This window comes from Actinotalea fermentans, assembly GCF_007991475.1.
Lineage (GTDB): Bacteria > Actinomycetota > Actinomycetes > Actinomycetales > Cellulomonadaceae > Actinotalea > Actinotalea fermentans.
Genome location: NZ_BJYK01000001.1, coordinates 861,431 through 888,257, shown reverse-complemented (window position 1 = coordinate 888,257; position 26,827 = coordinate 861,431). Strand labels below are relative to the sequence as shown.

24 protein-coding genes are annotated in these 26,827 nt (G+C 73.6%); 21 read left to right on the top strand and 3 right to left on the bottom strand.

Annotation, left to right across the window (positions count from 1 at the left end):
- The 7 genes from prcB (at position 1) to AFE02nite_RS04070 (ending at position 8,388) form a co-directional block, all read left to right on the top strand.
- Positions 1-831: a proteasome subunit beta gene (gene prcB / locus AFE02nite_RS04100; RefSeq protein WP_034245783.1), complete on the top strand. Its 831-nt coding sequence runs from the start codon at positions 1-3 to the stop codon at positions 829-831.
- The gene (gene prcA, locus AFE02nite_RS04095) at positions 828-1,556 is read left to right on the top strand and encodes a proteasome subunit alpha (protein WP_034245781.1); all 729 of its coding nucleotides are present in this window, start codon (positions 828-830) and stop codon (positions 1,554-1,556) included. The genes prcB and prcA overlap by 4 nt, the downstream gene beginning before the upstream one ends.
- A gap of 13 nt (positions 1,557-1,569) precedes the next feature.
- Positions 1,570-2,931 carry a Pup--protein ligase gene (gene pafA, locus AFE02nite_RS04090; RefSeq protein ID WP_034245778.1) on the top strand — a complete coding sequence of 454 codons (1,362 nt, stop codon included), beginning with the start codon at positions 1,570-1,572 and terminating at the stop codon, positions 2,929-2,931.
- Positions 2,928-3,833 carry an FKBP-type peptidyl-prolyl cis-trans isomerase gene (locus tag AFE02nite_RS04085; protein WP_261765437.1) on the top strand — a complete coding sequence of 302 codons (906 nt, stop codon included), beginning with the start codon at positions 2,928-2,930 and terminating at the stop codon, positions 3,831-3,833. Before pafA ends, AFE02nite_RS04085 begins: the two co-directional genes overlap by 4 nt.
- Entirely contained in the window at positions 3,830-4,597 is a 768-nt protein-coding gene (gene hisF, locus AFE02nite_RS04080; RefSeq protein ID WP_034245772.1) for an imidazole glycerol phosphate synthase subunit HisF, read from the top strand. The genes AFE02nite_RS04085 and hisF overlap by 4 nt, the downstream gene beginning before the upstream one ends.
- 195 nt (positions 4,598-4,792) lie before the next feature.
- Positions 4,793-6,568 (top strand): ABC transporter ATP-binding protein, encoded by a 1,776-nt coding sequence (locus tag AFE02nite_RS04075; RefSeq protein WP_146819262.1) that lies wholly within the window; start codon positions 4,793-4,795, stop codon positions 6,566-6,568.
- Positions 6,565-8,388: an ABC transporter ATP-binding protein gene (locus AFE02nite_RS04070; RefSeq protein ID WP_146819114.1), complete on the top strand. Its 1,824-nt coding sequence runs from the start codon at positions 6,565-6,567 to the stop codon at positions 8,386-8,388. Before AFE02nite_RS04075 ends, AFE02nite_RS04070 begins: the two co-directional genes overlap by 4 nt.
- Here the strand turns inward: AFE02nite_RS04070 and AFE02nite_RS04065 are convergent.
- A complete protein-coding gene (locus AFE02nite_RS04065) occupies positions 8,376-8,900 on the bottom strand; it encodes a VanZ family protein (RefSeq protein ID WP_052113640.1) in 525 nt (174 codons plus the stop codon). The genes AFE02nite_RS04070 and AFE02nite_RS04065 overlap by 13 nt on opposite strands.
- A 91-nt stretch (positions 8,901-8,991) precedes the next feature.
- Between AFE02nite_RS04065 and hisI the strand changes: the two genes are divergently transcribed.
- The 13 genes from hisI (at position 8,992) to pyk (ending at position 24,576) form a co-directional block, all read left to right on the top strand.
- Complete coding sequence (gene hisI, locus AFE02nite_RS04060; protein ID WP_034245760.1) at positions 8,992-9,357, top strand: phosphoribosyl-AMP cyclohydrolase; 366 nt, start codon at positions 8,992-8,994, stop codon at positions 9,355-9,357.
- Positions 9,354-10,961 (top strand): anthranilate synthase component I, encoded by a 1,608-nt coding sequence (locus tag AFE02nite_RS04055; protein ID WP_146819111.1) that lies wholly within the window; start codon positions 9,354-9,356, stop codon positions 10,959-10,961. The genes hisI and AFE02nite_RS04055 overlap by 4 nt, the downstream gene beginning before the upstream one ends.
- Positions 10,958-11,545, top strand: coding sequence for a Trp biosynthesis-associated membrane protein (locus tag AFE02nite_RS04050; protein WP_146819110.1), 588 nt, complete (start codon positions 10,958-10,960; stop codon positions 11,543-11,545). Before AFE02nite_RS04055 ends, AFE02nite_RS04050 begins: the two co-directional genes overlap by 4 nt.
- 61 nt (positions 11,546-11,606) lie before the next feature.
- Entirely contained in the window at positions 11,607-11,924 is a 318-nt protein-coding gene (locus AFE02nite_RS04045) for an HGxxPAAW family protein (RefSeq protein ID WP_052113615.1), read from the top strand.
- A gap of 2 nt (positions 11,925-11,926) precedes the next feature.
- Positions 11,927-12,448, top strand: a complete 522-nt coding sequence (locus AFE02nite_RS04040; RefSeq protein ID WP_034245424.1) for a CD225/dispanin family protein — start codon at positions 11,927-11,929, stop codon at positions 12,446-12,448.
- Positions 12,449-12,453: 5 nt separating this feature from the next.
- Entirely contained in the window at positions 12,454-12,885 is a 432-nt protein-coding gene (locus AFE02nite_RS04035) for a DUF2752 domain-containing protein (RefSeq protein ID WP_261765435.1), read from the top strand.
- 175 nt (positions 12,886-13,060) lie between these two features.
- Positions 13,061-13,867 (top strand): indole-3-glycerol phosphate synthase TrpC, encoded by an 807-nt coding sequence (trpC, locus tag AFE02nite_RS04030; protein ID WP_034245425.1) that lies wholly within the window; start codon positions 13,061-13,063, stop codon positions 13,865-13,867.
- Entirely contained in the window at positions 13,864-15,114 is a 1,251-nt protein-coding gene (gene trpB, locus AFE02nite_RS04025; RefSeq protein ID WP_034245427.1) for a tryptophan synthase subunit beta, read from the top strand. The genes trpC and trpB overlap by 4 nt, the downstream gene beginning before the upstream one ends.
- Positions 15,114-15,929, top strand: a complete 816-nt coding sequence (gene trpA / locus AFE02nite_RS04020; RefSeq protein WP_034245430.1) for a tryptophan synthase subunit alpha — start codon at positions 15,114-15,116, stop codon at positions 15,927-15,929. The genes trpB and trpA overlap by 1 nt, the downstream gene beginning before the upstream one ends.
- Entirely contained in the window at positions 15,926-16,840 is a 915-nt protein-coding gene (gene lgt / locus AFE02nite_RS04015; protein ID WP_261765434.1) for a prolipoprotein diacylglyceryl transferase, read from the top strand. Before trpA ends, lgt begins: the two co-directional genes overlap by 4 nt.
- Positions 16,841-16,973: 133 nt before the next feature.
- The gene (gene gltB / locus AFE02nite_RS04010; RefSeq protein ID WP_034245433.1) at positions 16,974-21,527 is read left to right on the top strand and encodes a glutamate synthase large subunit; all 4,554 of its coding nucleotides are present in this window, start codon (positions 16,974-16,976) and stop codon (positions 21,525-21,527) included.
- On the top strand, positions 21,520-23,031 hold the full coding sequence (locus tag AFE02nite_RS04005) for a glutamate synthase subunit beta (RefSeq protein WP_034245435.1): 1,512 nt from the start codon (positions 21,520-21,522) through the stop codon (positions 23,029-23,031). The genes gltB and AFE02nite_RS04005 overlap by 8 nt, the downstream gene beginning before the upstream one ends.
- A 117-nt stretch (positions 23,032-23,148) precedes the next feature.
- Positions 23,149-24,576, top strand: a complete 1,428-nt coding sequence (pyk, locus tag AFE02nite_RS04000; RefSeq protein WP_034245438.1) for a pyruvate kinase — start codon at positions 23,149-23,151, stop codon at positions 24,574-24,576.
- 84 nt (positions 24,577-24,660) lie between these two features.
- On the opposite strand, the gene AFE02nite_RS03995 is transcribed toward pyk, so the two are convergent.
- Positions 24,661-24,921 (bottom strand): hypothetical protein, encoded by a 261-nt coding sequence (locus AFE02nite_RS03995; RefSeq protein ID WP_034245441.1) that lies wholly within the window; start codon positions 24,919-24,921, stop codon positions 24,661-24,663.
- Positions 24,922-25,042: 121 nt separating this feature from the next.
- Entirely contained in the window at positions 25,043-26,401 is a 1,359-nt protein-coding gene (locus tag AFE02nite_RS03990; RefSeq protein ID WP_034245444.1) for an urease accessory protein UreH domain-containing protein, read from the bottom strand.
- A gap of 189 nt (positions 26,402-26,590) precedes the next feature.
- Between AFE02nite_RS03990 and AFE02nite_RS03985 the strand changes: the two genes are divergently transcribed.
- Positions 26,591-26,818 (top strand): hypothetical protein, encoded by a 228-nt coding sequence (locus AFE02nite_RS03985; protein WP_034245447.1) that lies wholly within the window; start codon positions 26,591-26,593, stop codon positions 26,816-26,818.
- Positions 26,819-26,827 lie beyond the last annotated feature (9 nt).

The following is a 26,827-nucleotide window of genomic DNA, read 5'->3' as shown; positions in this document are numbered from 1 at the left end:
ATGACGCCTGACACCCACGGCCGTCTGCCGGCCTCGTTCACGGTGCCCGGGACGTCCTCGTTCTGGGAGTTCCTCGCTGCGCACGACCCGTCCCTGCTGCCGGGGCGCACGCTGCCGCCCGGCGAGGTGACCGGCGCGCTGCACGGCACCACCATCGTCGCGCTCGCCTTCGACGGCGGGATCGTCATGGCGGGCGACCGGCGGGCGACCGCGGGCCCGACCATCGCCTCGCACCACATCGAGAAGGTGTTCCCGGCCGACGAGTACTCGGCCGTCGGCATCGCCGGGACCGCCGGGCTCGCCATCGAGCTCGTGCGGCTCTTCCAGCTCGAGCTGGAGCACTACGAGAAGATCGAGGGCACGCTGCTGTCCCTCGACGGCAAGGCGAACCGCCTCGCGACGATGATCCGCGGGAGTCTCGGGCTCGCGATGCAGGGCCTGGCCGTCGTACCGGTGTTCGGCGGCTACGACCTGGACCGCAAGGCCGGCCGGATCTTCAGCTACGACGTGACCGGCGGCCGCTACGAGGAGACGGACTTCCACGCCGTCGGATCGGGCTCGGCCTTCGCGCGCGGCTCGCTGAAGAAGCTCTGGTGGCCCGGCATGTCGGCCGAGGACGCCGTGAAGGCCGCGGTGCACGCGCTCGTCGACGCGGCCGACGACGACTCCGCCACCGGCGGCCCCGACACGACGCGGCGGATCTGGCCCGTCGTGGCCACCGTCACCGGCGCGGGCTACCTGCGGGTGCCCGATGCGCGACTGGCCGGCACCGTCGCCGAGATCGAGGCGATGCGGCGCGTCACCGAGCCCGGTGGAGGTGACCCGCGATGACGATGCCGTTCTACGTCTCGCCCGAGCAGCTGATGAAGGACCGGGCGGACTACGCGCGCAAGGGCATCGCCCGCGGCCGCTCCGTCGTCGTGCTCGCCTACGACGACGGGATCGCGTTCGCCACGGAGAACCCGTCGCGGGCGCTGCACAAGATCTCCGAGATCTACGACCGGATCGCGTTCGCCGCCGTCGGCAAGTACAACGAGTTCGAGAACCTGCGCGTCGCCGGCGTACGCTACGCCGACCTGCGCGGGTACTCCTACGACCGGACCGACGTGTCGGCCCGGGCCCTGGCGAACGCGTACGCCCAGACGCTCGGCACGGTGTTCACCACCGAGTCCAAGCCGCTCGAGGTCGAGCTCGTCGTCGCCGAGGTCGGGCGCACCGCCGACGAGGACCAGATCTACCGGCTGTCCTACGACGGCTCCGTCGCGGACGAGCGGGGGACCGTCGTCATGGGCGGTCAGGCGGAGGCGCTCTCGGAGCGGGTGGCCGCCGACTGGCGGCCGGGCATGCCGCTGGCCGAGGCCGTGCAGCTGGCCGTGCGGGTGCTCGGGACCCAGCCGGGTGGCGAGGACCGCGTCCTCGAGCCTGCTCAGCTCGAGGTGGCCGTGCTCGACCGCACGCGGCCGCGTCGTGCGTTCCGGCGCCTCGCGGCGCCGCAGCTCGTCGACCTGCTCGGCGTGGCGACCGAGCAGCCGGCCGACCCGCCGTCGGCGAGCTGAGCGGGGCGAGCGGGTGGATCGACGGATCTTCGGGCTGGAGACGGAGTACGGCGTCACGTGCGCCGTGACGACGGGGCGCGGCCTCTCGGCGGACGAGGTGGCGCGCTACCTGTTCCGCAAGGTGGTGGCCTGGGGACGGTCGTCGAACGTGTTCCTGCGCAACGGTTCGCGCCTGTACCTCGACGTCGGGTCGCACCCCGAGTACGCGACGGCCGAGTGCGACGACGTCCCGCAGCTCGTCGCGCACGACCGCGGCGGCGAACGGATCCTCGAGGGCCTCGTCGTGGACGCCCAGCAGCGGCTGGAGCACGAGGGGGTCCCCGGCACCATCCACCTGTTCAAGAACAACACCGACTCGGCGGGCAACTCCTACGGCTGCCACGAGAACTACCTCGTCCGTCGCCAGGGCGACTTCGGCCGGCTCGCCGACGTGCTCGTGCCGTTCCTCATCACTCGCCAGGTGCTCACGGGCGCAGGCAAGGTGCTGCCCACGCCGAAGGGCGCCGTGTACTGCCTCTCGCAGCGGGCGGACCACATCTGGGAGTCGGTCTCCAGCGCGACCACCCGCTCCCGGCCGATCATCAACACGCGGGACGAGCCGCACGCCGACGCGGAGCGGTACCGGCGGCTGCACGTCATCGTGGGGGACTCCTCGATGGCGGAGCCCACGACGCTGCTCAAGGTCGGCGCGACGGACCTCGTCCTGCGCCTGATCGAGGCCGGGATCCCGTTGCGGGACCTGACGCTCGAGAACCCGATGCGAGCGATCCGGGAGATCAGTCACGACCTCACGGGCACGGCGCCCGTCGCCCTCGCGAACGGTCGGACGGTCTCGGCGCTGGACATCCAGGAGGAGTACCTCGGCTGGGTGCAGGCCCACGTCGTCGACGCTGTCGAGCTCACCCCCGTCGTGAAGCAGGTGCTCGACCTGTGGGAGCGCGGGCTGCGGGCCGTGCGCACGGGACGGCTGGACCTCGTCGACCGCGAGCTGGACTGGGTGATCAAGCTGCGGCTCATCGAGCGGTACCGCGCCAAGCACGGTCTCTCGCTGGACGACGCCCGGGTCGCCCGCCTCGACCTCGCCTACCACGACATCTCCCGGACCGAGGGGCTGTACAACCTGCTGGCGGCACGCGGGCTGGTCGAGCGCGTCGTCAGCGAGCTCGAGGTGTTCGAGGCGACCGCCACGCCGCCCCAGACCACGCGCGCCAAGCTGCGTGGCGACTTCGTCCGGCGGGCCCAGGAGGCCCGGCGCGACTACACGGTCGACTGGGTGCACCTCAAGCTCAACGACCAGGCGCAGCGCACCGTGCTGTGCAAGGACCCGTTCCGCGCCACCGACGAGCGTGTGGACCGACTGATGGAGTCGATGTGAGGTTGCGCTCGCGCCGTCCGCTCGCGGCGGTCGTCGCCGTCGTGCTGCTCGCCGTCCTGGCGGGCTGCTCCGAGGAGCCCGAGGTCGTGCCGGGGGAGGTGACCGTCGCGGGCGAGTTCGGCGTCGCCCCGGAGGTGACGTTCGAGCAGCCCCTGGTGGTGACCGAGCCGTCGGTGCAGGTGATCCGCGAGGGCACCGGGCCCAAGGTGGAGGAGGGCCAGCCGATCCTGCTCGACTTCTACGCCGTGTCGGGTGCGGACGGCTCCGTGATCAACGAGACGTACTCGGGCGAGCCGCGCCCCTACCTCCTGAGCGCCGAGGCGCTCGGCGTCGACATCTACCAGGCGCTGGACGGGCAGCGCGTCGGGTCGCGCATCCTGCACCTGGTGCCGCCCGACGGCAGCTCGGGTGCGCCGACGGTCGCCGTGTTCGACATCCTGCCAACCCGCGCCTCGGGCGAGGAGCAGCCGCCTCGCGACGGGCTGCCCGTGGTCGACCTCGACGAGCGCGGGAAGCCGAGCGTCACGATGCCGGAGGGCGCCGCACCGCCCACCGACCTCGTCGTGCAGCCGCTGATCCGTGGCACGGGCCCCCAGGTCGCCGCGGGCCAGGTGATCACGGTCCAGTACGTCGGCGTCAAGTGGACGGACGGCGCCGTGTTCGACTCCACCTGGGAGGAGGGCAAGCTGCCGGCCTCCTTCCCGATCGGCGTCGGATCGGTCATGCAGGGCTGGGACGCCGGGCTCGTCGAGCAGACGATCGGCTCGCAGGTGCTCCTGGTGGTGCCACCCGACCTGGCGTGGCGCGGGACGGACAACGAGCTCGCGGAGGAGACACTCGTGTTCGTGGTCGACATCCTCGCCGCCTCCGGCGACCCCGCCTCGGTGAGTGACGGCGCATGACCGCGATCCGCGTGATCCCCTGCCTGGACGTCGACGCCGGTCGCGTCGTCAAGGGCGTCCACTTCCGCGGTCTGCGCGACGCCGGTGACCCGGTCGAGCTCGCCCGCCGGTACGACGCCGAGGGTGCCGACGAGATCACGTTCCTCGACGTGACCGCCTCGTCCGGGGACCGGGCCACGATGCTCGGTGTCGTCGAGCGCACGGCCTCGGAGGTCTTCGTCCCGCTCACGGTGGGCGGTGGCGTGCGCGCGGTCGAGGACGTCGACCGGCTGCTGCGCGCCGGTGCCGACAAGGTCGGGGTCAACACCGCCGCGATCGCGCGACCGGAGCTGGTCTCCGAGATCGCCGAGCGCTTCGGGAGCCAGGTGCTGGTGCTGTCCGTGGACGCCCGGCGAGTGACCGACGGCCCGCCGACCGCCTCGGGGTACGAGGTCACGACGCACGGGGGACGGCGCGGGACCGGCCTGGACGCCGTGGAGTGGGCGCGGCGCGCCGTCGAGCTCGGTGCGGGCGAGATCCTTCTGAACTCGATGGACGCGGACGGGACGACGGCGGGCTTCGACCTCGAGATGATCGCCGACGTGCGACGTGAGGTGGCGGTCCCGCTCGTGGCCAGCGGGGGAGCGGGCAGGCCCGACCACTTCCTCGAGGCCGTGCGGGCGGGCGCCGACGCCGTGCTGGCCGCCAGCGTGTTCCACTTCGGCGCGCTCACCGTGGGGCAGGTGAAGGCGCACCTGCGGGCCGCCGGCGTCGAGGTGCGCTGAGCCTTCGGCCGTCGGCAGAATCGGTTCGAGCGGCCCGCTGGGCCCGTGAGATGCTGGATCACTCCCCGACGGCCTGACGGAAGGACTGCTGTGCGCGTGCGCCCGGGCGCCGGACCAGTCGGCGCTGAGGCGGTCCGCCCCGCTGTCCTGACCGGCGGTGTCGTCCGCCGTTCGTGGCTCGTCATCTGGCGGGGGATGCGGGCGCACCCGGGCACCTACGTGCTCGCCGTCGGTCTGTCGGGCGTGTTCGGTGCGGCGACCGTCGCCGTCAGCCGCGTCCTCGGCGAGGTCACGGACCGGGTCGTCGTCCCGGCGCTGGCGGGCGACGCCGACGCGCGCGGCAACCTCGGTCTGGCGGGCCTCGTGCTGGTCGCGGTGGCGGTCACGCTCGCCGTCGGGGTCGCCGGGCGACGGATCTTCGCCGGGATCGGCTACTCGGACATCGGTGCGGACCACCGGCGTGCGGTGACCCGGCAGTACCTGCGACTGCCGATGTCGTGGCACCGGCGGCACCCCACGGGTCAGCTCCTCGCCAACGCGAGCTCGGACGTCGAGGCGGCGACCGGCGTCTTCAACCCGCTGCCGTTCGCGCTGGGCGTGGTCGTGATGATCGTGGTGGCAGCCGTGGCCCTGGTCGCCGTCGACGTCTGGATCGCCGTCACGGCGCTGGCCGTCCTCCCGATCGCCGTGCTGGCCAATGTGGTCTTCCAGCGCTACATGACCCCGGCGGCGACCCGCGCGCAGCAGCTGCGCGCCGCCGTCTCCGACGTCGCCCACGAGAGCTTCGAGGCGGCGCTGCTGGTGAAGTCCCTCGGGACCGCCGACCGCGAGGAGGCCCGGTTCGCCGCCAAGGCGGACGAGCTCCGCGCGGCGAACGTGCGGGTCGGCCAGGTTCGCGCGCTGTTTGACCCGGTGATCGAGCTGCTGCCGAGCCTGGGGACGCTCGCCGTCCTGCTCGTCGGCGCCCACCGCGCGGCCGCGGGCGCCGTCGGTGCGGGCGACATCGTCTCGGCGGGCTACCTGCTCACGCTCATGGCCGTCCCCGTCCGGGCCTTCGGCTGGGTGCTGGGTGAGCTCCCGCGGGCCCTCGTGGGCTACGACCGCATCGCCCGGGTCCTCGACGCGCGTAACGACATGCCGACCGGCACCCACGAGCTGGGCGCGGCCGGCGGGGGTCTGCGGGTGACGGTCCGTGACGTGACGCTCACCGTCCCGGGCGCAGACGGGTCCGTCGACCTGCTGTCGCGCGTGGACCTCGAGCTGGCACCCGGACGCACCGTCGCCCTCGTGGGCCCGACCGGGGCGGGCAAGAGCACCCTGGCGGGGTTGCTGGCCCGGCTGCGGGACCCCAGCGCCGGGCAGGTCCTCCTCGACGGCGTCGACCTGCGCGACCTCGCCGACGTCGCCGGGCACGTCGCCCTGGTCGCCCAGCAGACCTTCGTGTTCGAGGACACCGTGCGCGCGAACGTCACGCTCGCCGACGGCGACGACCCTGCCGCGCCGAGCGACGACGAGGTGTGGGCGGCCCTGGCGACCGCGCGGATCGACCACGTGGTCCGGGGCCTGCCGGGTGGGCTCGACGCGGCGCTGGGCGAGCGCGGGGCGAACCTCTCCGGCGGTCAACGCCAGCGGCTCGCGATCGCGCGGGCTCTCGTGCGCCGCCCGCGCCTGCTGGTGCTCGACGACGCCACGTCGGCGGTCGACCCGCGCGTCGAGCAGCAGATCCTGCGCGGTCTGGGGTCGGCCTGGGGCCCCGGCGGCGGCCCGACCGTGCTGCTCGTGGCGTACCGGATGTCGTCGGTGCTGCTCGCGGACGAGGTCGTGCACCTGGCCGCCGGGCGCGTGGTGGACCACGGCACGCACGACGAGCTGCTCGCGCGCGACCCGGGCTACGCCGAGCTCGCGACGGCGTACCTGCGCGACTCGGAGCGGCGCGCCCAGGACGCGGGCGACGAGGAGGTGAGCGCATGAGCGGGGACGCGCGCGGTGTCCGGCTCGAGACCACGAGCACGCTCGGCTCGCTCGCCACCCTGCGGCGGGGCCTGGAGGTGTCGCCGCAGATCGCCCAGGGCTTCGGGGTGACCCTCCTGCTCGCCGCTCTCGCCGCGGGCGGGCGGGTCGTCGTCCCCATCGCGGTCCAGCAGACGATCGACACCGGCGTCCTCGCCGACGGCGGCCCGCAGGTCTCCCGGGTCACGCTCCTCGTCTCGCTCGCGGCGGTCGCGCTCGTGGTCGCGGGCGTGTGCTCCGCCGCCGTGAACGTGCGGCTGTTCCGGCGCAGCGAGGCAGGCCTGGCCGGCCTGCGCGTCGCGGCGTTCCGGCGGGTGCACGACCTCTCGGTGCTCACCCAAGGCACCGAGCGCCGGGGGAGCCTCGTCTCCCGGGTCACCGGTGACGTCGACACGATCTCGCTGTTCGTGCAGTGGGGCGGCATCATGCTGCTCGTCTCGGTGCTGCAGATCATCGTGGCGACCGCGCTCATGCTCGTGTACTCGTGGCCGCTCGCGATCGTCGTCTGGCTGGCGTTCCTGCCGCTCGTCCTGGTCCTGCGGCCGGCGCAGAAGCGCGTGAGCGCTGCCTACGCCACGGTGCGGGTGCGCACCGGCGCGATGCTCGGGGCGATCTCCGAGGCGGTCGTCGGGGCGGAGACGATCCGCGCGTACGGCGTCGGCGCCCGCACCGAGCGCCGCATCGACAGGGCCGTGCGCGCGACGCGTGACGCGCAGGTGGGCGCGCAGACCCGCGTCTCGTTGGTCTTCTCGTCCGGGGTCCTCGTCGCGAACCTGGTGCTCGCCGCCGTCGTCGTCGTCGGGACGCTGCTCGGGGTCGACGGGCAGATCACGGCAGGCCGTCTCCTCGCGTTCCTCTTCCTCGTGCAGCTCTTCACGGGACCCGTGCAGATGGCGACGGAGATCCTCAACGAGCTCCAGAACGCGCTCGCGGGTTGGCGGCGGGTGCTCGGCGTCATCGACACGGAGGCGGAGATCGCCGACCCACCTGGCGGGGGCCGCGCCACGCCGCGAGGCGCCGGGCGCGTGGAGCTGCGCGGTGTCGGGTTCGCCTACCCGGACGGCCCGCCGGTGCTGCGGGACGTCGACCTCGTGGTGCCCGCGCACGTGCGGGCCGCCGTCGTGGGAGCGACCGGCTCCGGCAAGACGACGCTCGCCCGCCTCGTCACCCGGCTGGTCGACCCGTCACAGGGGCAGGTGCTCCTCGACGGGACGGACCTGCGCGAGCTGGCGCTGGCGGACCTGCGCGCGCGGGTCGTGGTCGTCCCGCAGGAGGGCTTCCTCTTCGACGGGACCATCGCCGAGAACGTCGCGTACGGCCTGCGGGGACCGGCCGCCGGAGCCGGTCCGACGACCGAGGACGCCGTCGCGGTCGCGCAGCGCGCCTTCGCGGAGCTGGACCTGGCCGACTGGCTCGCGGACCTGCCCGACGGGGTGCTCACCGACGTCGGGCAGCGCGGGGAGCGCCTGTCAGCCGGAGAGCGCCAGCTCGTCGCGCTCGCGCGGGCCCACGTGGCAGCGGCCGACGTCCTCGTGCTCGACGAGGCGACCAGCGCGGTCGACCCGGCCACGGAGGTGCGCATCGCGCGCGCCCAGGACCAGCTCAGCCACGGCCGGACGACGATCACGATCGCGCACCGGTTGTCGACGGCGGAGGCCGCCGACCTCGTCGTCGTGGTCGAGGAGGGGCGGGTCGTGCAGGTCGGCCCCCACGCGGTGCTCGTCGCGCAGGAGGGCCCGTACGCCGCGATGTTCGCGGCCTGGCTCGCTCAGACCCGCTGATCCGCCGTCCCGTGCGGCGCGTGGGACGCGGAGCTGGTCCGGGACGCTGACGCACGGCGCAGCACGACCCACGCGAGCGCCGCGCCCACGAGGGCGCCGAGGGTGTTCGAGAGCCAGTCGTTCGTGTCGCACGATCGGCCGATGGCCGGCGCGAGCGCCTGGACCGCCTCGAGCAGGACCGAGGCGCCCGAGCCGGCCAGCAGCGCCAGGCCAGGGCGGCGCGTCGCGACGCCCACGAGCAGCGCGGGTGCCACGAACAGCACCACGTTCGCCATGAGCTCGACGCGGCCGGGGGTGGGCAGGGCCCACTGCACCGTGCAGGTCGCGAAGAGCTCTCGGTCGACCGGCACGAGCGTGAGGGCGAGGACGGGGAGCAGGGAGGCCCCCACGAGCACCCACGTCAGGCGACGTCGCGGGACGAGCAGGTGGCCGGCGAGCAGCGCAGCGGCGACGAGGCCGGCCAGGGCTGCCGGGGTGAGCCACGGGTGCTCGACGAGGACGGTGCTGATCATGCGGCGACGAGGCATCGGGCGTGCGGCATCGGGCCAGCGTAGAGGCGGAATCGAGCGGCGCCCTCGCGCGCGGGCGTGGCAGGATCGCCGGGTGACACCCTCCCTTGACCCCGCCATCGCCGCGCGTCTGAAGCGCGACGCCACCGGACTGGTCTGCGCCGTCGTGCAGGACCACACGTCGCGCGAGGTGCTCATGGTCGGCTGGATGGACGACGAGGCCCTCCGCCGGACCCTGACCACCGGCCGCGTGACGTTCTGGAGCCGTTCCCGGTCCGAGTACTGGCGCAAGGGCGACACGTCGGGCCACGTCCAGTGGGTCAAGGCCGTGCACCTGGACTGCGACGGTGACGCGCTCCTCGTCGAGGTCGAGCAGGTGGGCGCCGCCTGCCACACGGGGACCCGCACGTGCTTCGAGGCGGGTGGCGCGCTTCCGGCCGTCGTCGGGGTGCCGGCATGACCGTCTCCCCGCCCGCCGTCGGCAACGACCGCCCTGCCGACCCGCCGGCTCCCGTGCCCGCCGACCTGCCGACGGACCTGGCCTGGGGCGCGACGTGGCCGTCGCTGGCGACGTTCCGCACCCTGGCGCTCGACCGGCGGGTCATCCCCGTGGTGCGGCGGCTGCTCGCCGACGACGTCACGCCCGTGGGCCTGTACCGCACCCTCGCGGGCGGTCGGCCCGGAACGTTCGTCCTGGAGTCGGCCGAGGTCGACGGGACGTGGTCCCGCTACTCGTTCGTCGGCGTGAACTCGCGGGCGACCCTGACGGTGCAGGACGGTCGCGCCGTCTGGCTCGGCGACGTGCCGGTCGGGGTGCCGACCGGGGGCGACGTGCTGGACGTCCTCGGCGCCACCCTCGAGGCGTTGCGCACGCCCGCCGTGGCCGGCCTGCCGCCGCTGACGGGTGGCCTCGTCGGCGCGCTCGGCTGGGACGTGGTCCGGCACTGGGAGCCGACCCTGCCGGCCAAGGCCCCGGAGGAGCTGGGCGTCCCGGAGGTGACCCTGAGCCTGGCGACGGACCTGGCGGTCGTCGACCACGTCGACGGCACGGTCTGGCTCGTGGCGAACGCGATCAACTTCGACGCGACCGACGAGCGCGTGGACGAGGCGCACGCCGACGCCGTGGCACGGCTGGACGCGATGCAGCGCGCGCTGGCGAGCCCCGTGGCGACGCCGCCGGCCGTCCTCGCGGACGGGCCCGAGCCCGAGCTGGAGTTCCGCACCGCGCGGGACGACTTCGAGCAGGCGGTGCGCGCCGGCAAGGAGGCGATCCGCGACGGCGAGGTCTTCCAGGTCGTCATCAGCCAGCGGCTGGACCTCGACTGCCCGGCGGACCCCCTGGACGTCTACCGGGTGCTGCGGACGATCAACCCGAGCCCGTACATGTACTACATGTGCCTCCAGGACGCCGACGGCGCCCCGTTCTCGGTGGTCGGGTCGAGCCCTGAGACCCTGGTCAAGGTCACCGACGGCCACGTCACGACGTTCCCCATCGCCGGCTCGCGACCACGCGGCGCCACCCCGGAGGCGGACGCGGCGCTCGTCACGGAGCTGCTCGCCGACCCGAAGGAGCGCGCCGAGCACGTGATGCTGGTGGACCTCTCGCGCAACGACCTCGTCAAGGTCTGCGTCCCGACGAGCGTCGAGGTCGTCGACTTCATGGCGGTGCGGCGGTTCAGCCACATCATGCACATCTGCTCGACGGTCGTCGGCACGCTGCGAGCGGGCGCCACGGCGCTCGAGACCCTCAAGGCGACGTTCCCCGCCGGAACGCTGTCCGGCGCCCCGAAGCCTCGCGCGATCGCCCTGATCGACGAGCTCGAGCCGGCCCGGCGGGGGATCTACGGCGGGACCGTGGGGTACTTCGACTTCGCGGGGAACATGGACATGGCGATCGCCATCCGCACCGCGCTCATCCGTGACGGACGGGCGAGCGTGCAGGCGGGCGGGGGCATCGTGGCCGACTCCGTCGAGTCGCTCGAGTACGAGGAGTCGCGCAACAAGGCGGCCGCGGCGGTGCGCGCCGTGCAGGTGGCCGCCCGGCTACGGCCGGGTCCGGCGTGACGCGTCGGACGGCCGTGCTGGCCACCATGGTCGCGGGTGCGGCCATGGGCGCCGCGGCGGCGGGCACGTGGGTGACCGGGCGCGCCTGGACGCCGCTGGCCGAGCAGGCCATCGAGGTCCGGGGCCTGGACGCCGCACCGGTGCTCGGGGCCACCGCGCTCCTCCTGCTCGCCGCCGGCCTCGCGCTGGGCCTGGCCGGCCGACGCGCGGGCCGGATCACGGGCGTGGCCGTGGCAGCCGCGGGCGCTCTCGCCGCCGTGTCGACGCTGACCGTGCTGCGCGACCCCGCCGGTCCCGCACGCGCGGCAGCCCAGGAGACGCTCGGCGTCGCCCAGGTGGAGGACGCCGCTGTCGCGGCCCTGCCGTGGGCGGGGCTCGCGGTCGCGATCGCGGTGGTGCTCCTCGGCGGCTGGGTGACCGTGGCCGCCGGGAGGTGGGGCGCGACGGCGTCGCGCGGCGGCTCGCGCTACCGACGTGCCACGCAGGCGGCTGATCCGGCGTCCGGGGGGCAGTCGTCACCTGCGGCTGGCCCCGACGACGTCACGGCGTGGGACGCCCTGACGCGCGGGGAGGACCCGACCTGACCTGCGCCTGTGGAGGGCGCCGGTTCGCTAGTGTTCCGCCTACCCGACGAAAGGCATCCGCATGGCTGAGACGTCGCCCCTCGGCGCCGCACCCGAGGGACGGGAGAAGGCGTACCTGCCTCCCGTCGCCCCGCCCCGCAACCACGGTCACACCGTCGCGGCCTGGGTCGCGATGGCGTCCGTGATGGTCGGTGCGACCGTCGCGGCCGTCGGCTTCCTGGTGCCCGCTGCCTGGCTCGTCTGGACCGGCGCCGGCATCGCCGTCGGTGGACTGCTCGTCGGCGGTGTCCTCCGCAAGGCCGGCCTCGGCCAGCCGGAGCCCGCCTCGGCGCCTCGCAACGGTGCGGTGGCGTCTGACAACGATCGCTCGAAGGAGTAGGCATGACCACCCCCACCGGCCCCCAGGACCCCTTCGGGTCGAGCGACAACCCGTACGGCCAGCAGCCGCCCGCGCCCGGCCAGCAGCCGCCGTCGCCCGGCCAGCAGCCGCCCGCCTACGGCCAGCAGCCGCCGGCCTACGGGCAGCAGCCCCCCGCCTACGGCCAGGGCGGCTACCCGAGCTACCCGCAGCCCGGGGGCTACGGCGGCGGGTACGGCGCCGGCGGCTACGGTGGCGGCGGCTACAACGCGGCCCCGCCTCCGCAGAACTACCTGGTCTGGGCGATCCTCAGCACCGTGCTGTGCTGCCTCCCGCTCGGCATCGTCTCGATCGTGTTCGCCACCCAGGTGAACTCCAAGTGGGCGGCCGGCGACGTGGCCGGCGCGCAGGAGTCGGCCCGCAAGGCCAAGAACTTCGCCATCTGGGGTGCCGTCGTCGGTCTCGTGGTGTCGATCGTCTACCTGGTGGGCGTCTTCGCGCTGGGCTGGACCACCACCACGACGTCGTTCAGCACGTCGTACTGAGCGCGGTGACGCCGTCCCGTCCCGAGGCGTCGACCGTCCCCGTCCTGCGCGCGATCGCCGCTCCGGCCGCCACGGCGGTCGGAGCGGCGGCCGTGCTCACGGTGCTGCACCTCGTCTCGCCGTACGAGGGTGGCACCTACCCCACGTGCCCGAGCCTGGTGCTCACCGGCTACTACTGCCCGGGCTGCGGCTCGTTGCGGGCGCTGCACTCGCTGACGTCGCTGGACGTCGCCGGGGCCTGGGACATGAACCCGTTGGCCGTGGTGATGATCCCGGTGCTCGTCGGCTACTGGTTCGGCTGGGCGCGGCGTGCCGTGACCGGGCGGCCCCGGACCTGGCTCGCGCCGCCCTGGGTGATCTGGGGGCTGCTCGTCCTGATCCTCGCCTACTGGGTGGCGCGCAACGTGCCGGCACTCGCGCCCTGGCTCGCGCCCTGACACGTGCGCGGTGCGGCCGAGCAGGCAGCTGGGCGGGCACGTGCGCGGGTCCCGGACCCGTCTGCGGCGGATGGGCCGGTCCCACGAAGTGGGCACGGCGGGGCGCACCGCACGGGCCCCCTATCCTGGGTTCGGCTCCGCTGGGGCGGCGGGGCGGACAGGGAGGAGACGCCTGATGACGGTCCTCGAGGACATCGTGGCCGGGGTGCGCGAGGACCTGGCCGAGCGTGAGGCGGCCGTCCCGCTCGCTGCGCTCAAGGAGCGCGCGGCACGGATGCCGGGCGCGCGCGAGTGCCTTCTGCACAACGACGAGGCGGTCGGGGTCATCGCCGAGGTGAAGCGCTCGAGCCCGAGCAAGGGCTCGCTCGCGCCGATCGAGGACCCCGCGGGCCTCGCGGGGGAGTACGAGGCCGGCGGTGCGTGCGCGATCTCGGTGCTCACCGAGCGGCGGCGCTTCAACGGCAGCCTGGCCGACCTCGATGCGGTGCGGTCGACGGTCGACCTGCCCGTGCTGCGCAAGGACTTCGTGGTCACGCCGTACCAGGTGTGGGAGGCCCGCGCGCACGGCGCCGACCTGGTGCTGCTCATCGTGGCTGCACTGGAGCAGACGGTCCTGACCTCGCTCGTGGAACGGGTGCACTCGCTCGGCATGACGGCGCTCGTCGAGACGCACGACGCCGACGAGGTGGCCCGGGCGCTCGACGCGGGTGCCCGGTGCATCGGGATCAACAACCGGAACCTCAAGACCCTCGAGGTCGACCGCACCACGTTCGCCAGGCTCGCGCCGCTCATCCCGAACGGCATCTCGCGGGTCGCCGAGTCGGGCGTCCGCGGGCCGCACGACGTCATGGACTTCGCGCGTTCAGGTGCGGACGCGGTGCTCGTCGGGGAGAGCCTCGTCACGGGCGGCAACCCGCGCTCCGCCGTGGCCGACCTCGTGGCGGCGGGGGCCCACCCGTCGCTGCGCGCGGTGCGTCAGTGACGGCGCCCGGGCCTGGCGGCTTCGAGACGGCGGCGGGCAGCGGTCCGTACTTCGGCGAGTTCGGCGGCCGGTTCGTCCCCGAGGCGCTCATCGCCGCGCTCGACGAGCTCGAGACGGCCTACGAGAAGGCACGCAGCGACCCTGAGTTCACCGGCGAGCTCGCGCGGCTGCACCGCACCTACACGGGTCGGCCGAGCATCATCACCGAGGTCCCGCGCTTCGCACGGCACTGCGGGGACGCACGGGTGATCCTCAAGCGCGAGGACCTGAACCACACGGGCTCGCACAAGATCAACAACGTTCTCGGTCAGGCCCTGCTGACCAAGCGCATCGGCAAGACGCGCGTCATCGCGGAGACCGGGGCCGGCCAGCACGGCGTGGCGACGGCGACCGCGGCCGCGCTGTTCGACCTCGAGTGCGTCATCTACATGGGCGAGGAGGACACCCGTCGGCAGGCGCTCAACGTCGCCCGGATGCGCCTGCTCGGTGCCGAGGTGGTGCCCGTCCGCACGGGTTCGCACACGCTCAAGGACGCGATCAACGAGGCCTTGCGCGACTGGGTCACCAACGTCGAGACGACCAACTACGTCTTCGGGACCGTCGGCGGGCCGCACCCGTTCCCCGCCATGGTCCGCGACTTCCAGCGGATCATCGGCGAGGAGGCGCGGGCCCAGGTGCTCGAGCTGACCGGGGCGCTGCCCGACGTCGTGGCCGCCTGCGTGGGCGGCGGCTCGAACGCCATCGGGATCTTCCACGCCTTCCTCGACGACCCGGTGCGGCTCGTGGGGTTCGAGGCCGGGGGCGAGGGCGTCGAGACCGGTCGCCACGCGGCGACGATCACGGGAGGCGCCCCCGGGGTGCTGCACGGGGCGCGCTCGTTCCTGCTGCAGGACGAGGACGGGCAGACGATCGAGAGCCACTCGATCTCCGCGGGACTGGACTACCCGGGCGTCGGACCCGAGCACGCATGGCTGTCGTCGGTGGGGCGCGCCGAGTACCGGCCGATCACCGACGCCGCGGCGATGGAGGCGTTCCTGCTGCTCAGCCGGACCGAGGGCATCATCCCCGCGATCGAGTCGGCCCACGCGCTGGCCGGTGCGATCCAGCTCGGGCGTGAGGCGGCCGAGGCGGGGCGCCGGGACACGATCCTGGTGAACCTGTCCGGGCGCGGGGACAAGGACGTCGAGACCGCAGGCCGCTGGTTCGGTCTCCTCGACGAGCAGGCCCTGCGGGAGGAACGAGCGTGATGTCGACCAGCACCAGCCTCACCGCCGCGCGGCTCGACGCCGTCCGGGCCGAGGGGCGTGCCGCCCTCGTGGGCTACCTCCCGGTCGGGTTTCCCGACCCGGCGTCCTGCGTGACAGCGGTGCGGACCATGATCGACGCCGGCGTGGACGTGGTCGAGCTCGGCGTGCCGTACTCGGACCCGGTCATGGACGGTGTGGTGATCCAGGCCGCCGTCGAGCGCGCGCTGGCCGGCGGCGTCCGCGTGGCCGACACCTTGCGCACGGTCGAGGCGGTGGCGGGCACGGGAGTGCCCATCCTCGTGATGACGTACTGGAACCCGGTGGTCCGCTACGGCGTCGACGCGTTCGCGCGCGACCTCGCCGCGGCCGGGGGAGCGGGCCTCATCACGCCGGACCTCATCCCCGACGAGGCGGACGACTGGCTGACGGCGTCGGACGCCCACGGCCTGGATCGCGTCTTCCTGGTCGCCCCCAGCTCCACCACGGAGCGGCTCGCCCTCACGGCCCGCGCCAGCCGAGGCTTCGTCTACGCGGCCTCGACGATGGGCGTCACGGGCACCCGGGCGAGCGTCGGCACGCAGGCGCGCCGGCTCGTCGAGGACACCCGCCGTGCGGGGGCCGAGCGCGTGTGCGTCGGGCTCGGCGTGAGCACGCCGGCGCAGGCGGCCGAGGTCGCCGAGTACGCGGACGGGGTCATCGTCGGGAGCGCGTTCGTCCGGCCGCTGCTCGATGCCGCGTCGGTGCGCGACGGCGTCGCCGAGCTCGGCCGCGTGGTCGCGGGCCTGGCCGACGGCGTCCGCGGCGGCGGCCGGTGACCGCCGGCCTCGCGGCCGTGTGGCCGACCGTCGCCGTCTCCATCCCGAGCCCGCCGGAGAGCGTCTGGAACCTCGGTCCGCTGCCGCTGCGGGCGTACGCGCTGGCGATCATGGCCGGCATCGTCGTCGCGGTCTGGATGACCACACGGCGGTGGGTCGAGCGCGGCGGCGACGCCGACACGGTGCTCGACATCTCGTTCTGGGCCGTGCCGTTCGGGATCGCCGGCGGGCGGATCTACCACGTCATCAGCAGCCCTGACCAGTACTGGGGCCCCGGGGGCGACCCCGTGAGCGCGCTGTACGTCTGGGAGGGCGGGCTCGGCATCTGGGGTGCCATCGCCCTCGGCGCGGTCGGCGCGTGGATCGGCGCCCGCCGGGCCGGCGTCCGGCTCACCGTCTTCGCCGACGCCGCGGCCCCTGGCATCCTCGTGGCGCAGGCGATCGGTCGCCTCGGCAACTGGTTCAACCAGGAGCTCTACGGCGGCCCGACGACGCTGCCCTGGGGCCTGGAGATCGCACCGCAGTACCAGCCGATCGGTGACGCGGTCGGCACGCTGTACCACCCGACGTTCCTCTACGAGCTCCTGTGGAACCTCGCCGGGGCCGCCGCCATCATCTGGCTCGACCGCCGGTACCGCCTCGGGCACGGGCGCGTGTTCTGGCTGTACGTCGCCATCTACACCGCCGGCCGCCTGTGGATCGAGCTCCTCCGGATCGACCCGGCGGAGACGGTCCTCGGGCTGCGGCTCAACGTCTGGACGTCCCTCCTGGTGGGTCTGGGCGCGCTGGTAGCATTCGTGCTGGTAGGACGACGACACCCCGGCCGAGAACCCGGCCCTCAGCTCCACGGAACCGACGACCAGCCGGCCCATGACCAGGGCTCGGAGGACGCGGCCGACACTCCGGCGTGACTCACCAGCGCCGAGGGTGGGAGGGGGGCCTCACGGCCCTGTATCGTCGCCCCGCACGGGCCGATGGCGTCCCCACAATCCCCACCTTGAGCCCACCCGGGTCTGCCGACCCGGGGCAGTGAGGACGGTGTCCATGACCTCGCCGCAGCATCCCCCCGTCACGGGTCTCTACGACCCCACGGCGGAGCATGACGCCTGCGGCGTGGCCTTCGTCGCCACCTTGCGCGGCACCCCCGGCCGGGACGTCGTCGACGCCGCCCTGACGGCGCTGGCGAACCTCGACCACCGCGGCGCCGTCGGCGCGGAGGCGGACACCGGTGACGGCGCCGGCATCCTCACCCAGATCCCGGACGCGTTCCTGCGCGACGTCGTGGACGCCGACCTGCCCGCGCCCGGCCGCTACGCGGTCGGCCTGGTGTTCCTGCCGACCGAGCCGGACGCCCTGCACGACGCCGTCGTGGGCGTGGAGAAGATCGTGCGGGACGAGGGCCTCGACGTCCTCGCCTGGCGGGACGTGCCCGTGGCGGCGGACATCGTCGGCCGCACGGCCCGCTCGACCATGCCGGTCTTCCGTCAGCTCGTCGTGGCGGACCCGTCGCACACGCTGTCCGGCATCGACCTCGACCGCCGGACGTTCCGCGTCCGCAAGCGGATCGAGCACGAGGTGGGCGTCTACCTGGCCTCGCTGTCGGCGCGGACCCTGACCTACAAGGGCATGCTGACGACGTCGCAGCTCGAGCCGTTCTTCCCGGACCTGTCCGACGCGCGGTACGCGACCGAGCTGGCCCTGGTCCACTCCCGCTTCTCCACGAACACGTTCCCGTCGTGGCCGCTCGCACAGCCCTTCCGGCTGGTCGCCCACAACGGCGAGATCAACACGGTGCGGGGCAACCGCAACTGGATGGCGGCGCGCCAGAGCACGCTCTCCAGCGAGCTCCTCGGCGAGCTCTCGCCGCTCATGCCCGTGTGCACCCCGGCCGTGAGCGACTCCGGCAGCTTCGACGAGGTGCTGGAGCTGCTGCACCTGGCCGGCCGGAGCCTGCCGCACGCCGTCCTGATGATGATCCCGGAGGCGTGGGAGAACAACGCGTCCCTGGACCCGGACGTCCGGGCCTTCTACCAGTACCACTCGACGCTCATCGAGCCGTGGGACGGCCCGGCGGCGCTCGCCTTCACCGACGGCACCGTCATCGGCGCGGTGCTCGACCGCAACGGCCTGCGCCCGGGCCGCTACTGGGTCACGGACGACGGGCTCGTCGTGCTCGCGAGCGAGACGGGCGTGCTGCCGATCGCACCGGACCGCGTGGTGCGCAAGGGCCGGCTCGAGCCGGGCCGGATGTTCCTCGTCGACACCGGGAGCGGCCGGATCATCGAGGACCACGAGATCAAGGCGCAGCTCGCGGCGCAGCGGCCCTACGCCCAGTGGGTGGCCGAGCACACCATCTCGCTCGACCAGCTGCCCGAGCGCGAGCACGTCCAGCACACGCCCGCCTCGGTGCGGCGTCGGCAGCGTGCCTTCGGGTACACGGAGGAGGAGCTCACCATGCTCCTCACCCCGATGGCGAAGACGGGTGCGGAGCCCCTCGGCGCCATGGGCACCGACACCCCGGTGGCGGTGCTCTCAGCCCGCCCGAGGCTGCTCTTCGACTACTTCACGCAGATGTTCGCGCAGGTCACCAACCCGCCGCTGGACGCGATCCGTGAGGAGCTCGTCACGTCGATCGGGGGCGCCATCGGCCCCGAGCCGAACCTGCTCGCCGACGACCCGACGCACGCCCGCAAGCTCGTGGTGCCCTTCCCGGTGCTGGACAACGACCAGCTCGCGAAGATCATGCGCATCCACCGCGACCCGGACCTGGCGGGCGTGTTCCGGTGCGAGACGGTCCGCGGCCTGTACCGCGTGGACGGCGGCGAGGAGGCCCTCGCCCGGCGGATGAAGGAGATCTTCGTCCACGTCGACCGGCTCATCGACGCCGGCGTCAACTTCATCGTGCTCTCGGACCGCGACTCCGACGGCGACCTCGCGCCGATCCCGTCGCTCCTGCTGCTGTCCGGCGTGCACCAGCACCTCGTGCGGCGCAACACCCGGACGCGCGTCAGCCTCCTGGTGGAGGCCGGCGACGTGCGCGAGGTTCACCACGTCGCGCTGCTGATCGGCTACGGCGCCGCGGCCGTGAACCCGTACCTCGCGATGGAGACCGTCGAGGGCCTCGCGCGCGACGGGTCGCTCGGCGACGTCTCGCCGGAGAAGGCCGTCGCGAACCTCATCAAGGCCCTCGGCAAGGGCGTGCTGAAGGTCATGAGCAAGATGGGCATCTCGACCGTGGCGTCGTACCGCGGGGCCCAGACCTTCGAGGCGGTCGGGCTCGCGCAGGGCGTCGTCGACGAGTACTTCACCGGCACCACCAGCCGGCTCGGCGGTATCGGGCTGGACGTCATCGCCGCCGAGTCGGCGGCGCGGCACGCCGACGCGTACCCCGCGAGCGGCAACCCGCAGGCCCACCGCCGGCTCAACGTCGGCGGCGAGTACAAGTGGCGGCGCGACGGCGAGGAGCACCTCTTCGACCCGGAGACGGTCTTCCGCCTGCAGCACTCCACCCGCACCCGCCAGTTCGACGTCTTCCGGCAGTACACGCGCCGCATCGACGACCAGGCCTCGCGCCTGATGACGCTGCGCGGTCTGCTCACGTTCGCCGAGGGCGTCCGGCCGCCGGTGCCGCTCGACGAGGTCGAGCCCGTCTCGGAGATCGTCAAGCGGTTCAGCACGGGCGCGATGTCGTACGGCTCCATCTCCATGGAGGCGCACGAGACCCTCGCGATCGCGATGAACCGGCTCGGCGCCCGGTCGAACACCGGCGAGGGCGGCGAGGACCCGGAGCGCCTGCGCGACCCGGAGCGGCGCAGCGCGATCAAGCAGGTGGCCTCGGGTCGCTTCGGCGTGACGAGCGAGTACCTCGTGAACGCGACGGACCTGCAGATCAAGATGGCGCAGGGCGCCAAGCCCGGCGAGGGCGGCCAGCTCCCGGGCACCAAGGTCTACCCGTGGATCGCCCGGACACGGCACTCGACGCCCGGCGTCGGTCTCATCTCGCCGCCGCCGCACCACGACATCTACTCGATCGAGGACATCGCCCAGCTCATCCACGACCTGAAGAACGCGAACCCGGTCGCCCGGGTGCACGTGAAGCTGGTCAGCGAGTTCGGGGTCGGCACGGTGGCGACGGGCGTGGCCAAGGCGCACGCCGACGTCGTGCTCGTCTCCGGTCACGACGGCGGCACGGGCGCGAGCCCGCTGACCTCGCTCAAGCACGCGGGCACGCCGTGGGAGATCGGGCTCGCCGAGACGCAGCAGACGCTCGTCCTGAACAACCTGCGCGACCGCATCGTGGTGCAGGTCGACGGCCAGCTGAAGACGGGCCGCGACGTCGTGGTGGCGGCGCTGCTGGGTGCGGAGGAGTTCGGCTTCGCGACGGCGCCCCTGGTCGTCAGCGGCTGCGTGATGATGCGTGCCTGCCACCTGGACACGTGCCCGGTCGGCGTGGCCACGCAGAACCCCGAGCTGCGGGCGCGGTTCTCCGGCAAGCCCGAGTTCGTCATGACGTTCTTCGAGTACCTCGCCACCGAGGTGCGCGAGTACCTGGCGGCGCTCGGCTACCGGTCGATCGCCGAGGCGGTCGGGCACGTGGAGTCGCTCGACACCCGCGCGGTCATCGACCACTGGAAGGCCGCGGGCCTGGACCTCTCGCCCGTCCTCGCGCGGCCCGAGCCGGAGCCCGGGGCCGCGCTGCGCCAGACGCGCACGCAGGACCACGGCCTGGACAAGGCGCTGGACAACCAGCTCATCACCCTGGCCCGGGAGGCGCTCGAGTCGCGTGAGCCGGTCCGGATCGCCGTGCCAGTGCGCAACGTGAACCGCACGGTCGGGACGATGCTCGGCTACGAGGTCACGAGCCGGTTCGGTGCCGACGGCCTGCCGGACGACACGATCGACATCAGCCTGACGGGGTCCGCGGGCCAGTCGCTCGGCGCGTTCCTGCCGCGCGGCATCACGCTCCGGCTCTACGGCGACGCCAACGACTACGTCGGCAAGGGCCTGTCGGGCGGCCGGATCGTCGTCCGGCCGGACCGCACCGCGCTGCTCTCGGGCGCCCGGGACGTCATCGCGGGGAACGTCGTCGGCTACGGCGCGACGTCCGGCGAGGTCTTCCTCCGCGGCGTCGTCGGCGAACGCTTCGGCGTGCGCAACTCCGGTGCGACGCTCGTGGTCGAGGGCGTGGGCGACCACGCCTGCGAGTACATGACGGGTGGCACGGTGCTCATCCTCGGTGGCACGGGCCGGAACGTGGCGGCCGGCATGTCGGGTGGGCACGCGTACGTCCTGGACCTGCGCCCGGAGCGGGTGAACCAGGCAGCCCTCGGCAGCGGTGAGCTCCAGCTCCGGACGCTCGACGAGGCCGGCGCGGCCGAGGTGGAGCGTCTCCTGCGGCTGCACCACGACGAGACGGGCTCACCGCGGGCCGGCGAGCTCCTGGCCGACCTGCCGGCCGCGCTCGCCCGGTTCACCGCGGTGGTGCCCACGGAGTACGACCGGATGGTCGCGGCCCTGGCGTCCGCGGCGGAGGCCGGGCTCGACCCCACGACGCCCGGCGCGTGGGACGCGATCCTTGCGGAGGTGAACCGTGGCTGATCCCCGAGGCTTCCTCAAGGTCCGCCAGCGTGAGGTCGTGCCGAGCCGGCCCGTGCCGGTGCGGCTCATGGACTGGAAGGAGGTGCACGAGCACCTCGAGCAGGACGACTCCGCGGCGCTCCTGCACCGCCAGGCCGGGCGCTGCATGGACTGCGGCGTCCCGTTCTGCCACTCCGGCTGCCCGCTCGGCAACCTGATCCCCGAGTGGAACGACCTGGTCTGGAAGGGGCAGTGGGCCGAGGCGTCGGACCGGCTCCATGCCACCAACAACTTCCCCGAGGTCACCGGGCGGATCTGCCCGGCGCCCTGCGAGTCGTCCTGCGTGCTCGGCATCAACCAGCCGCCGGTGACGATCAAGCAGGTCGAGCACGCGATCGCGGACGAGTCCTTCGCCCGTGACCTGGTCACGCCGCAGCTGCCGTACTTCCTCACCGGCTACACGGTCGCCGTCGTCGGCTCCGGTCCTGCCGGTCTCGCGGCGGCGCAGCAGCTCACGCGGGCCGGGCACACGGTCGCCGTCTTCGAGCGGGACGACCGCATCGGCGGCCTGCTGCGGTACGGCGTGCCCGACTTCAAGCTCGAGAAGCACCTCCTCGACCGCCGCATCGCGCAGATGGAGGCCGAGGGCACGCGCTTCCGTCCAGGCGTCGAGATCGGCAAGGACATCACCTACCGCGAGCTCACGGCGCGCTACGACGCCGTCGTGCTGGCGACCGGCTCGCGCATCCCGCGTGGCCTGGACATCCCGGGCAGCGACCTGTCGGGGATCCACTTCGCCATGCCGTACCTGACACAGGCCAACCGCGTGGTGGCCGGCGACGAGGTGCCCGACCAGATCCTCGCGACCGGCAAGCACGTCGTCGTCATCGGTGGCGGCGACACGGGGTCGGACTGCGTGGGTACCGCACTGCGCCAGGGCGCCGCGTCCGTGACGAGCCTCGACATCGGGGCGCAGCCGCCGACCGAGCGACCGCTCAACGAGCCGTGGCCCGTGGACGCGCGCCTCTTCAAGATCTCCTCCTCGCACGAGGAGGGTGGCAGCCGGACGTACCTCGCCACGACGCAGGAGTTCCTCGGCGCCGACGGGCGCGTGACCGGGCTGCGCGTCGCGACGACCGAGTACACGAGCGACGGCGCGCGGGTGCCGGGGGAGACCATCCAGGACATCCCGGCCGACCTCGTGATCCTGGCGATGGGCTTCACCGGACCGGAGACCGACGTGCTGGCCGAGCAGACCGGTGCGGACGTCACCGGCCGGGGTCTGGTCGCCCGCGGCGACGACTACTCGACGTCGGTGCCCGGGGTGTTCGTGGCCGGCGACGCGGGCCGCGGCCAGTCCCTCGTCGTCTGGGCGATCTCGGAGGGCCGGGCCGTGGCTGCGGCCGTGGACGCCTACCTCCGGTCCAGCGGTGACCCGACGATGGCCCAGGCCGGCGTCGCGCCGCGCCGGGGCTCGGAGCTCCCCGCGCCGGTCACGCCGACGACACGGCCGATGCGGCCCTAGCAGATGTGGCGCGCCGCGGATCCCGGTGGCGGCGGCGCGCCTGAACGTGTCCCACCGGGAACGTGAAGATATGCCCGGCGATCGGCTGGTCGCGGGGTCGAGCAATAGGCTGGAGTCATGCGCAAAGCGAAGATCGTCTGCACCACGGGTCCCGCGACGGACACCCCGGAGCAGATCCAGGCACTCGTCGACGCCGGTATGGACGTCGCCCGGATCAACCGGAGCCACGGAGCCCCAGAGGAGCACGAGGCGATCATCGGGCACGTCCGTGCCGCCGCCAAGGCCTCCGGCCGCGCGGTGGCCGTGCTCGTCGACCTCCAGGGTCCGAAGATCCGGCTCGGCCGGTTCAAGGACAACGCGAAGGTGGAGCTCGCCGAGGGCGACGTCTTCACCATCACCACCGACGACGTCGTCGGCACCAAGGAGCTCGCCTCCACCACCTACAAGGGCCTGCCGGGCGACGCCCGCGTCGGCGACCGCATCCTCATCGACGACGGTCGCGTCGCCGTGCGGATCACCGCGGTCGAGGGCAACAACGTCGTCACCCGCGTCGAGGTGGGCGGCCCGGTCTCGAACAACAAGGGCCTGAACCTGCCTGGCGTCGCGGTGAGCGTCCCCGCCATGTCCGAGAAGGACGAGGAGGACCTGCGCTGGGCGCTGCGTCTGAACGCGGACTTCATCGCCCTGTCGTTCGTGCGGAACGCCTCCGACTACGAGGACGTCGCGCAGATCATGGCGGAGGAGGGCAAGAAGGTCCCCGTCATCGCGAAGATCGAGAAGCCGCAGGCCGTCGACAACCTCGCTGAGATCATCGAGGCGTTCGACGGCATCATGGTCGCCCGCGGCGACCTGGGCGTGGAGCTCCCGCTCGAGATGGTCCCGATCGTCCAGAAGCGGGCCATCGAGCTGGCGCGGCGCTCGGCGAAGCCGGTCATCGTCGCCACGCAGGTGCTCGAGTCGATGATCTCGGCCCCGCGTCCGACGCGCGCCGAGGCGTCCGACTGCGCCAACGCCGTCCTGGACGGCGCGGACGCGGTCATGCTCTCGGGCGAGACGAGCGTCGGCGAGTACCCGATCGAGGCCGTCCGGACGATGGCTCGGATCATCGAGAACACCGAGCAGCACGGCCGCGACCGGATCGCGCCGCTCGGCTGGAGCCCGCAGACGCGCGGTGGCGCCGTCACGCACGCGGCCTCCGAGGTCGGCGAGACGCTCGGTGCGAAGTACCTCGTGACCTTCACCCAGAGCGGCGACTCCGCCCGTCGGATGTCGCGGCTGCGCTCGCCCATCCCGCTGCTCGCCTTCACGCCGGTGCCCGAGGTGCGCAACCACCTCGCGCTCAGCTGGGGCGTGCAGACCTACCAGGTGCCGCACGTCGCGCACACCGACGCGATGGTGCTCCAGGTCGACCAGACGCTCCTGGTGAACGGCCTGGCCGAGGACGGCGACCTCGTCGTCATCGTGTTCGGTGCGCCCGTCGGCGTGCCGGGCACGACGAACTCGCTCGTCGTGCACCGCATCGGCGGCGACGCCCCGCGTCGCTGACACGCTGCTGAGGTGCGGCCCTGAGCCGCCCTCGCGCGAAGGCCCCGGTGGTCCGCCACCGGGGCCTTCGCGCGTCGGGGGTGGTCAGCGCTCGGTGTCGCCGAGAAGCCCCAGCGGCACCAGGAAGGCGAGCCCGCTGAGCAGGAGGCCGGCAGCGAAGACGACGCCGTTGCCGAGCGCGAACGAGGCGCCCATGAGGGCGAAGCCGCCGAGCAGCGCCGCCATGAGGACGAGCCACAGGACGACCGCGCCGGGCTGCTTGCCGGCGGTGTTCTGGGTGCGGTGCCAGTCGTCGACGGAGCGGTCGGCCTCGTCGGTGCCGGGTCGGGCGTGGGGTACGTCCATGGGGGCTCCTCTGCTCGCGATCGGGCGCCTGGTCGTGGTCGGGCGCCGCGCGCCGGCCCGCCGCTCGGTGTCCTGGTCCGATGCTCGCCCCACGGGGCGTCGCCCGCCAGCGCAGGGACGGTCAGGCGGCCGGCGCGGGCAGGACCTCGATCGTTCCGCTGTACATGCCCATCGCGCACGTGTAGGAGATCGTGCCGACCTCGGTGGGCGTGAAGGTGAAGACGTTCTCCCCGAGGTCGAGCAGCTGGGAGATCCCGAGCGCCGGCGCGCTGATCGAGGTGGCACAGCTCAGCGCCTGGGAGTCGATGACCCAGCGCACCTCGCGGTCGACGTAGACGGCCGCCGAGGCGGGCTCGTAACCGGTCGCGACCTGGGTGGTGCGTAGCACCTGGACGTCGCCGTCGAGCGTGACGTTGGCCGACAGCGTCGTCGGCGTCGCCGAGCCCCACGTGCCGATGCCAGGCGCCAGCACCGTGAGCGCCCCGTGCACGTTCACGGCCGCGAAGGCCAGGACGACCACGCCGGCCACGCGCAGGAAGCGCTCCGCCGCCGCGCCGCGCACGACGGCCGTCACCCCGCCCAGTCCGAGGAGCCCGGGGGTCGTCCCGAGCGCGAAGAGCGCCATCACGAGGCCCGCCCGTCCCGGGGAGCCCGTGGAGAGCGCGTAGACCTGGACGGCCTGGGTGAAGCCGCACGGCAGGAAGAAGGACCCGGCTCCCAGGAGCACGGCCGTCCGGTCGCGGTAGGTGTCGCCCGGCCGGTCGAGCCGGAGCGCGCGAGCGATGCCGGCGGGCAGTGCGAGACCACCGGTGGACAGCCGGGGGGAGACCGCTGTCAGGCGCAGGCCGAGCGCGCCCATGACGACGGACACCACGACCATGAGGACCGCGACGGCCCGGGGGTCGAGCGTGAGCGTCCCGCCCAGCAGCCCGGTGACGGCTCCCAGGACGGCGAAGCCGCCGACGCGCCCGGCGTTGAAGGCGAGGTGGGGGCGCAGGCGGCGACGCGCGTCGAGGTCGGGGTGCTGCTCGGCGAACCGGGCCGAGACGGCCAGGACGAGCCCACCCACGAGCGCCATGCACGTGGAGAAGCCCGCGGCGAGCCCGAGCACCACGACGACGGCGAGGCCGCCGGACTGCACGAGGCCACCGGCGCCGGCGGCGGCGTCGATCAGGCCGCCCGCGGAGGCGAGGAGCGCGAGGACGGTGACCACGGCGGTCGCGAGCGCGACGTCGCGCCAGACGCGGCGGTCGCGCGTCAGCCAGGCGCGTTCGGCGGCGCCGAGCTCGTAGCCCGCGGAACGGACGGCCCGCGCGAGCCGGGCGCGGTCGACCGGGCCGGACGTCTGGAGCACGGCGTGTCCCCGCCGGGCCGAGACGCGCGCGCCGACGACGCCCGGTACGCCGCCGAGCGCCTTCCCGACCCGCACCTCGCACGCGCGGCAGGTCATGCCCGCGATCTCGAGCTCGATGGTGGGCACGCGTCCTCGGCTTTCTGACGGGCAGAAGTTCTGCCAGGCGCAGGCCGTGGAAAATCGGCCCTTCGCACGGTAGCCGGGGGAGCGGCGGAACGGGAGGGGCCGTTGGTCCCGGCGAGCGCCGTCGAACGGCCGCGGCACCCACCGAACGGGCTCTGGACAGCGGTCGGCGCCCGGGCGCATCGTTCCGTCATGGGAGACGTGATCGCACTGCCGCTTCCGGGCGCGCTGTCGCTCCCGGACGTCCGCGGGGAGCACCGGGCCCTGCAGGTCACCTGGCACGAGCGGACGGGGGTGTTCGTCGTCAGCGTCTGGCGTGGGGGTGCCTGCGTCGCGAGCGCGCACCTGGCACCCGCAGCGGCAGCCGAGCTCATCGGCAGCCTCGCCGACGGCCTCGCCCAGCGGGCCGCCCGGGCCTGAGCAGTCCGC